Source organism: Curvivirga aplysinae (assembly GCF_009711445.1).
Lineage (GTDB): Bacteria > Pseudomonadota > Alphaproteobacteria > UBA8366 > Aestuariispiraceae > Curvivirga > Curvivirga aplysinae.
The window spans coordinates 1-8,501 of record NZ_SMMC01000089.1 but is presented as its reverse complement, the minus strand read 5'-3'; the positions used below and the strand labels follow the sequence as shown (position 1 = coordinate 8,501).

Here is an 8,501-nt window from a genome sequence, read left to right as displayed (position 1 = left end):
GAAAATATAGTTTCTGTCATATATTGAAAAATTTTTTACAAGAATAACAAAAAGCGGTAGAGAATGGGGAGCAAAAATTCATATCCATCTCAGATCGATGCGGTCGAGATATTTAACGCGGCGGGTCAAAATGCTGCGGTGTTGGTATGTGAGCATGCCAGCAATTATATCCCTGCGGAATTAAATAATCTGGGATTGGAAGAAGATCTTCTTGAAAGCCATATTGCGTGGGACCCAGGTGCCTTGGCTGTGGCACGTGTGCTGGTGGAAGATCTGGACGTGCCATTGGTGGCGTCTCGTGTGTCACGTCTGGTCTATGATTGTAACCGGCCACCTGAAGCGAAAGATGCAGCCCCTTCTAAAAGTGAAGTTTTTAACATTCCCGGTAATCGTGATCTGACAGAGGAAGATCGTTCTTGGCGTGAAGAGAATGTTTATAATCCTTTTAAAAACGCTTTATCGCAAGTTATTGAAAATAAAATGACTTCAGGTCAAAAACCTGTAATCTTTACCATTCATTCTTTTACACCTGTTTATAAAGGTAATAAACGGGAAGTGGAGATTGGGATCATTCATGATCGAGATCATAGTGTTGCTGATTTGATTATGGCGGAAGAAAGTGAATTTGTGGTGCGTCGGAATGAACCCTATGCACCAACAGATGGTGTCGCTCATACCTTGCGTTTGCATGGGGATGAGAATGGGTTGGCAAATGTGATGATCGAAATTCGGAATGATCTGATCAAAGATAGCGCAGGTGTGGCGAAAGTGGCGGCATATCTGGGTGATGTGTTCAAAAAAGTCCTAGAAAAACAAAAAACAGAACAGGGTTTGTAAAAAGCGAAAGTGAAGTCAGTAATGATTTTCATGCATAAATATATAGCATTTATAGATGCAGTTAATTACCGGATAGGGCGCTTTGCAATGTATGGCGTCTTTGTATTGGTCGGCATTTTATTATGGTCGTCCATTTCAAAAACATTTTTCCTGCCATCCTTGTGGACACTGGAAATGGCCCAGTTTTCCATGGTGGCCTATTACATTTTAGGTGGACCATATTCTATTCAACTGGGATCGAATGTGCGCATGGACTTGCTTTATGCAAGTTGGAACCATCGCACCAAAATGTGGGTAGATAGTATCACTATTTTATTTCTAATTTTCTATCTGGGTGTTCTTCTTTATGGCGGTATTGATAGTACCACTTATTCCTTAATGTATGGGGAACGAAGCCCGACAGCGTGGCGTCCTTATATTTGGCCAATTAAAGTTATTATGTGTTTCGGTCTGGTCCTGATGATTATGCAATGTATCTCTGAATTGTTTAAAGATATTATCCGTTTGCGCGGTGATAAACTGGATCACGAAGATCCACATGAATCCAGCCTTGGTTGGGAGGAAGCATAATGTCTTATGAGATGATTGCTCTCTTCATGTTCTCATCCATGATGCTGATGTTATTAACAGGTCAGCGTGTGTTTGGGGCGATTGGTTTCGTTGCTTCTATTGCGGCTTTGGCTTTATGGGGAACAGGTGGGTCTGATATTCCGTTTTCTGCGGCCATGAAGTTGATGAAATGGTATCCGCTCCTGACACTGCCAATGTTTATTTTCATGGGGTATGTCCTGTCTGAAAGTAAAATTGCGGATGACCTTTATAAGATGTTCCATGTTTGGATGGGGCCTGTCAGTGGCGGCCTTGCCATTGGTACAATCCTTTTGATGGTTCTTATTTCTGCGATGAATGGTTTGTCCGTGGCCGGTATGGCAATTGGTGCAACAATCGCCTTACCGGAACTTTTACGGCGGGGGTATGACAAGATCATGGTGACGGGGGTCATTCAGGCCGGATCGTCGCTGGGTATTCTGGTGCCGCCATCCGTGGTTTTGGTTCTATATGCGATGATCGCTAGACAGCCTGTGGGTCAGCTTTGGTTGGCAGGGATTATTCCGGGCTTGATGATGGCGGCGATGTTCGTGGTTTACATCGTTGTCCGTTGTAAGATGAATCCGAAACTTGGCCCAGTTTTACCACCTGAAGAACGTAATGTTTCTAAGGCTGAGAAATATCGCCTTTTGCTTGCTGGCTTGTTACCGTTCGGTATTTTCTTTGCCATGATGATCCCATTCGTGAATGGCTGGACATCATTGGTGGAAAGTTCTGCGATTGGGGCGATGACTGCTTTTGTTGCGGCTGTTTTGAAAGGTCGTATGACCAAGCAGGTATTTGAAAATTCTGTAAGAAATACACTTGGTATTTCCTGTATGTTTATGTGGATTATCTTGGCGGCACTTGGTTTTGGTGCGGTATTTGATGGTCTGGGTGCGGTACGTGCAATTGAAAATCTATTCACGGATCAGTTGGGTTTAAGCCCTTGGATGATCCTGATCTTGATGCAAATAAGCTTCATTTTAATGGGGACTTTCCTAGATGATACAGCAATGCTGGTTATCGTGGCCCCATTATATGTGCCATTGGTTGGTGCGCTTGGTTTCGATTTGATCTGGTATGGGGTTCTGTACACCATCACTACGCAGATTGCGTATATGACACCACCATTTGGTTACAACCTGTTCTTAATGCGGGCTATGGCACCGCCTGAGATCGGGTTAACTGATATCTATAGGTCGATCCTTCCATTTGTGTTGGTCATGACAGTGGCTCTGGCCATCGTGATGATCTTCCCGGAAATTGCCCTATGGTTACCTGAATACGTCTATAGCAAATAAGACGATCCCGATGCCAACCCCGTCATCAGAACGGGGACGTATCAAAACACTTAAAGTCGTATGTTGAACAAGGAGTATTATGACATGACAACAAGACGCGAGTTTATGAAAAAAGCAGGTGTAGTAGGTACTGCAGCTGCGGCATCTACACTGGCTGCACCAGCCATTGCAAGCGGCAAAATCAAATGGCGCATGCAAACATATGCAGGTTCTGCATTGGCAGAACATGTGATTAAACCAGCAATCGACAGTTTTAACAAAATTGCTGGCGATGAAATGGAAATCGAATTGTATTACGCTGACCAATTGGTACCAACCGGTGAATTGTTCCGTGCGATGCAAAAAGGTACAATTGATGCGGTTCAGTCTGATGACGATTCCATGGCATCCCCAACTGAAGTCACCGTATTCGGTGGTTACTTCCCATTCGCGTCCCGTTATTCTTTGGATGTGCCAGTATTGTTTAACCAATATGGTTTGAAAGAAATCTGGGAAGAAGAATATGCAAAAGTTGGCGTGAAACATATCTCCGCTGGTGCTTGGGATCCATGTCACTTTGCGACAAAAGATCCAATCTATAGCTTGGAAGATTTAAAAGGTAAGCGTGTATTTACCTTCCCGACAGCGGGTCGTTTCTTGAGCCAGTTCGGCGTTGTTCCTGTAACATTGCCTTGGGAAGATATTGAAACAGCGATGCAGTCCGGTGAGCTTGACGGTATCGCTTGGTCCGGTATCACAGAGGATTACACAGTTGGTTGGGCAGATGTGACAAACTACTTCCTGACAAACAACATCTCTGGTGCGTGGGCTGGTTCTTTCTTTGCGAATATGGATCGTTGGAACGAATTGCCAGAACATCTTCGTGAATTGCTAACAGTATGTATGGATCAAAGCCATTATTACCGTCAGTGGTGGTACTGGGGTGGTGAAGCTTCCCTACGTGTGAACGGCACAAAGATGGAATTGACATCTATTCCAGATGGCGAATGGTCCGAAGTTGAAGCGGCGGCTGTTCAATTCTGGGATGAAATCGCAGCTGAATCTGAAACAAAGAAAAAAGTTGTCGATATCATCAAGCAATATAACGCAGACATGCAAGCTGCAGGTCGTCCATATCGTTACGGCTAAGTGCCAGATCGATAATTGAGAACAAACTGACGCGGCGAATATAGGAAAAGGATAATAATCATGGCTGGTACTCTTACCTTTGATCAGCTGAAGAAACTGGTTGCAGAAGGATCTATTGATACTGTTTTGGCATGCCTTGTAGATATGCAAGGCCGCCTGATGGGTAAGCGCTTTCATGCGCAGAATTTCGTAGATACATCTTACGAAGAAACCCATTGCTGCAACTATTTGCTGGCAACGGATTTGGAGATGGCCACACCTGATGGTTATGCTTCAACAAGTTGGAGCCAAGGCTATGGTGATTATGTGATGAAACCTGATCTGGACTCTATTCGTCTGGTACCATGGTTGGAAGGCACCGCAATGGTTCTTTGCGATGTGTTGGATCATCACCATCATGAGCCAATTCCGCATTCGCCGCGTCAGGTTCTTAAAAAACAAGTAGAGAAAATGGAAGCTCTTGGTTATACCGCGATGACCGCGACAGAGCTTGAGTTCTTCCTATTCGAACATAGTTTTGATGAAATTCGCAAAGGTAACTTCCAGGAACTAGCCCCAATCAGTGGCTATAACGAAGATTACCATATTCTTCAGACCACTAAGGAAGAAGAAGTTTTGCGTCCGCTGCGTAATCATTTATTCGCAGCTGGTATCCCAATTGAAAACACAAAAGGTGAAGCTGAAACAGGGCAGGAAGAATTAAATATTCGTTATGCCGAAGCCAACTTTTGTGCTGACTATCATACCATTTCCAAGCATGCGACCAAAGAGATCGCATGGCAGCATGGCCGTGCTGTGACCTTCTTGCCGAAATGGGATCATAACAAAGTCGGTAGTTCATCTCACGTGCATCAATCCTTATGGAAAGATGGCAAGCCTGCTTTCTTTGATGAAAGCGATAAATTGGGCATGTCTGATTTGATGAAAAACTACATGGCTGGTTTGATCAAATATGCACCTGAATATACTTATTTCTTGGCGCCATATGTAAATAGTTACAAACGTTTTGCGAAAGGTACTTTTGCACCAACTAAAACTGTTTGGTCGATTGATAACCGTACTGCAGGTTTCCGTCTTTGTGCGGCAAATACCAAAGGTATCCGTGTTGAATGTCGTATTGGTGGTTCTGATTTGAACCCGTATTTGGCAATCGCGGCACAATTGGCTGCTGGTATGAAAGGTATCGAAGATAAACTTGAATTACCTGCACCAACAACAGGTGATGTGTATGAGATCGCAAAGGCGGATGATATTCCGCAAACCTTGCGCGCTTCCACAGAAACCTTGCGTAATTCCGACATGCTGAAAGAGGCTTTGGGCGAAGATGTTGTTGCTCATTACACCCGTGCAGCTGAATGGGAACAAGAAGAATTTGATCGTGTTGTAACTGATTGGGAAATTGCCCGAGGTTTCGAACGCGCTTAAAAAACCACTGCCTAAAAATCTTAGGTCAGGATTTAAAAACGATAACAATGAAAGGTCAAAGACATGGCTGGTTCTGGCAATGTTTTGAAATGCATCAGTCCTATTGATGGTTCTGTATATGCGGAACGTGCTGTAGCGTCTCAGGATGAGGCGGTTGCTGTTGCGAAATCTGCACGGGATGCTCAAAAAGCATGGGCAGCACGCCCAATGGCGGAGCGTATCGAATTGGTACGCGCGGGTGTCGCCAAGCTTGGTGAGATGAATGACGAAATCGTACCGGGTATTGCCCATATGATGGGTCGCCCAACCCGTTACGGTGGTGAGTTCGGTGGTGTGAATGAACGCGCAAGCTATATGGCTGATATTGCTGAAGAAGCATTGAAGCCAATCGTGATCGAAGAAAGCGACAATTTTGAACGTCGTATCGAACGCGAAGCTTTGGGTGTTGTGATGGTAATTGCGCCATGGAACTATCCATATATGACGGCGATTAATACTGTTGCGCCTGCCTTGATCGCAGGTAACACGGTTGTATTGAAGCATTCCACTCAAACCCTGTTGGTGGGTGAGATTATGGTAAAAGCATTTGTCGAAGCAGGCATGCCGGCAGATGTATTCCAAAACGTATTTTTGGACCATGGTACAACTGAACATTTGATCCAAAATCGTTATTTCAATTTTGTGAATTTCACAGGTTCTGTTGGCGGTGGTCGTGCAATTGAACGCGCAGCAGCGGGTACATTTACAGGTACAGGTCTGGAATTAGGTGGTAAAGATCCGGGCTATGTATGTGAAGATGCAGATTTAGATGCAGCTGTTGATACATTGATTGATGGCGCGATGTTTAACTCTGGTCAATGTTGTTGCGGTATTGAACGTATTTATGTTCATGAATCTCAATATGATGCCTTTGTTGAAAAAGCAGTGGCGATTGTATCTGGTTACAAATTAGGTAACCCGATGGAGGAAGAAACCACAATAGGTCCAATGGCATCAAAACGTTTTGCTGACGAAGTTCGTGGTCAAATCAAAGAAGCAATTGCAGATGGTGCGAAAGCTTTGATTGATCCTGTTCTTTTCCCGAAAGACACAGGGGAAGACGCATATCTTGCGCCACAAATTTTGGTAGACGTAAATCATGACATGCGTGTGATGATCGACGAAAGCTTTGGTCCTGTGGTTGGCATTATGAAAGTTTCTTCTGATGAAGAAGCAATCAAGATGATGAATGATTCAGAATTCGGTCTGACTTGCTCTATTTGGACAAAAGATGCAAACCGTGCCGCAACTATTGGTGCACAGATTGAGACAGGTACTGTATTCATGAACCGTGCAGATTACCTTGATCCGGCTCTTTGCTGGACAGGTTGTAAAGATACAGGCCGTGGCGGAGGTCTATCCGTTATCGGTTTCCATAATCTGACACGTGTTAAATCCTATCATTTGAAAAAGGTGCTCTAATGACTTTAACAGCAAACTGGGGCTATCCTACAGCTATTCGTTTTGGTGCCGGTCGTATTCAGGAACTGGCAGCAGCATGTACAGAATTGGGTATGAAGAACCCTCTTTTGGTAACAGATAAAGGCTTGGCGTCTTTACCAATTACAGCTTCTACAATGGATGTATTGAAAAATGCAGGCGTTGAAGCAGGCTTCTTTGGTGATGTGATGCCAAACCCGGATGATGTCACTTTGGAAGCTGGTTTAAAGCTTTACAAAGAAAATGGTCATGATGGCGTGATCTGCTTTGGTGGGGGATCCGCTTTGGATCTTGGCAAGATCATTGCCTTCATGTCCGGTCAAACACGTCCCGTTTGGGATTTCGAAGATATTGGTGACTGGTGGACACGCGCAGATCCAGATGGCATTGCGCCGATCATCGCGGTTCCAACAACAGCGGGTACAGGTTCTGAAGTTGGTCGTGCGGGTCTTTTGACTGACACAGTGAACCATATCAAGAAAATCATTTTCCATCCAAAAATGTTGCCGGCGATCGTGATCTGTGATCCGGAATTGACCGTTGGTATGCCACCGGTAATTACAGCGGGTACGGGCTTGGATGCGTTTGTACATAGCTTTGAAGCATATAGCTCACCTGTTTATCATCCGATGTCTCAAGGTATCGCGCTTGAAGGTATGCGTCTTGTGAAAGACAATTTGTTGCGTGCCTATAAAGATGGTGAAGATATCGAAGCACGCGCGCATATGATGTCCGCAGCAGCAATGGGTGCGACAGCATTCCAAAAAGGTTTGGGTGCGGTTCACGCATTAGCCCATCCATTGGGTGCGGTTTATAACACACCTCATGGTATGACCAATGCGATTGCCTTGCCTGCTGTGATGCGTTTCAACCGCCCGGCGATTGAAGAGCGTGTAGAGCGCTTGGCAGCATATTTGAATATTAAAGGTGGCTTTGATGGATTCTATGACTGGATTGTAGAATTTTCTGAAGCTATGGAAGTACCAAAATCTATGAAAGCATTGGGTGTGGATGATAAACAGATTGATCTTCTAGCGAAGATGGCTGTGGAAGACCCAAGTGCAGGTGGTAACCCGATTGAGCTCACAGTGGAAGTGACCACAAAGCTTTATCAGGAAATTATCATCTAGTTCTTGATAGAAATATCAGACACCGAACTCCCATATCGGTGAAAATGGAATGGCGGCTTGTCTTCAAGTCGCCATTTTTTTGTGTATAGTAAAGTGATAAGACGCTTAATTTAAATATGTAACGGTTCGAATGATGTTCAAAAAAGTATGGGATATACCAACGCGCTTGTTTCACTGGCTATTGGTTTTATTAATCGCTGCTGCCTATGTGACGGCGGAATTTGAACTTGGTGATCTGGATATGACCTATCATATGTATGTGGGTTATTCGATCCTGGCTTTTGTTATTTATCGTATTTTATGGGGAATATTGGGGAGTAGTAGTGCAAGATTTAGCGATTTTATCAAATCTCCCAAAGCTGTTTTTTCTTACATCAAGTCGATGTATTCCTCTCAACCACAAAAATATCTTGGGCATAATCCGGCTGGTGGTTTGATGGTTTTGGCGTTGCTTACTTTAATTTTGATGCAAGCTATATTCGGTTTATTTACCACTGATGATATTTTGGTGGATGGTCCACTCGTACATATAGCTTCTTCTAGCTTCGTAAGTTTTGCCTCAAGTTGGCATCATACTATTTTTGACATCCTATTGATTTTTATAGGTATA

The 8,501-nt window shown here is 44.1% G+C and carries 8 protein-coding genes; all 8 read left to right on the top strand.

Annotated elements, in window-relative coordinates; translation table 11 throughout:
• Positions 1–63 precede the first annotated feature (63 nt).
• On the top strand, positions 64–837 hold the full coding sequence (locus E1160_RS01910) for an N-formylglutamate amidohydrolase (protein WP_155153299.1): 774 nt from the start codon (positions 64–66) through the stop codon (positions 835–837).
• Positions 838–924: 87 nt separating this feature from the next.
• Entirely contained in the window at positions 925–1,407 is a 483-nt protein-coding gene (locus tag E1160_RS01905) for a TRAP transporter small permease subunit (protein WP_235914019.1), read from the top strand.
• A complete protein-coding gene (locus E1160_RS01900) occupies positions 1,407–2,729 on the top strand; it encodes a TRAP transporter large permease (protein WP_155153297.1) in 1,323 nt (440 codons plus the stop codon). Before E1160_RS01905 ends, E1160_RS01900 begins: the two co-directional genes overlap by 1 nt.
• An 84-nt stretch (positions 2,730–2,813) precedes the next feature.
• Positions 2,814–3,857 (top strand): TRAP transporter substrate-binding protein, encoded by a 1,044-nt coding sequence (locus E1160_RS01895; RefSeq protein ID WP_155153296.1) that lies wholly within the window; start codon positions 2,814–2,816, stop codon positions 3,855–3,857.
• A gap of 60 nt (positions 3,858–3,917) precedes the next feature.
• Positions 3,918–5,282, top strand: coding sequence for a glutamine synthetase family protein (locus E1160_RS01890; protein WP_155153295.1), 1,365 nt, complete (start codon positions 3,918–3,920; stop codon positions 5,280–5,282).
• A gap of 63 nt (positions 5,283–5,345) precedes the next feature.
• Positions 5,346–6,743 (top strand): aldehyde dehydrogenase family protein, encoded by a 1,398-nt coding sequence (locus E1160_RS01885; RefSeq protein WP_155153294.1) that lies wholly within the window; start codon positions 5,346–5,348, stop codon positions 6,741–6,743.
• Positions 6,743–7,891, top strand: coding sequence for an iron-containing alcohol dehydrogenase (locus E1160_RS01880; RefSeq protein ID WP_155153293.1), 1,149 nt, complete (start codon positions 6,743–6,745; stop codon positions 7,889–7,891). Before E1160_RS01885 ends, E1160_RS01880 begins: the two co-directional genes overlap by 1 nt.
• A gap of 133 nt (positions 7,892–8,024) precedes the next feature.
• A partial coding sequence (locus tag E1160_RS01875) for a cytochrome b/b6 domain-containing protein (protein WP_218048651.1) occupies positions 8,025–8,501 on the top strand: 477 nt, incomplete at its 3' end.

Coding starts and splice junctions, on each gene's coding strand:
- E1160_RS01890 (WP_155153295.1), top strand. CDS start 3,918: ATGGCTGGTACTCTTACCTTTGATCAGCTGAAGAAACTGGTTGCAGAA.
- E1160_RS01880 (WP_155153293.1), top strand. CDS start 6,743: ATGACTTTAACAGCAAACTGGGGCTATCCTACAGCTATTCGTTTTGGT.
- E1160_RS01900 (WP_155153297.1), top strand. CDS start 1,407: ATGTCTTATGAGATGATTGCTCTCTTCATGTTCTCATCCATGATGCTG.
- E1160_RS01895 (WP_155153296.1), top strand. CDS start 2,814: ATGACAACAAGACGCGAGTTTATGAAAAAAGCAGGTGTAGTAGGTACT.
- E1160_RS01905 (WP_235914019.1), top strand. CDS start 925: ATGTATGGCGTCTTTGTATTGGTCGGCATTTTATTATGGTCGTCCATT.
- E1160_RS01910 (WP_155153299.1), top strand. CDS start 64: ATGGGGAGCAAAAATTCATATCCATCTCAGATCGATGCGGTCGAGATA.
- E1160_RS01885 (WP_155153294.1), top strand. CDS start 5,346: ATGGCTGGTTCTGGCAATGTTTTGAAATGCATCAGTCCTATTGATGGT.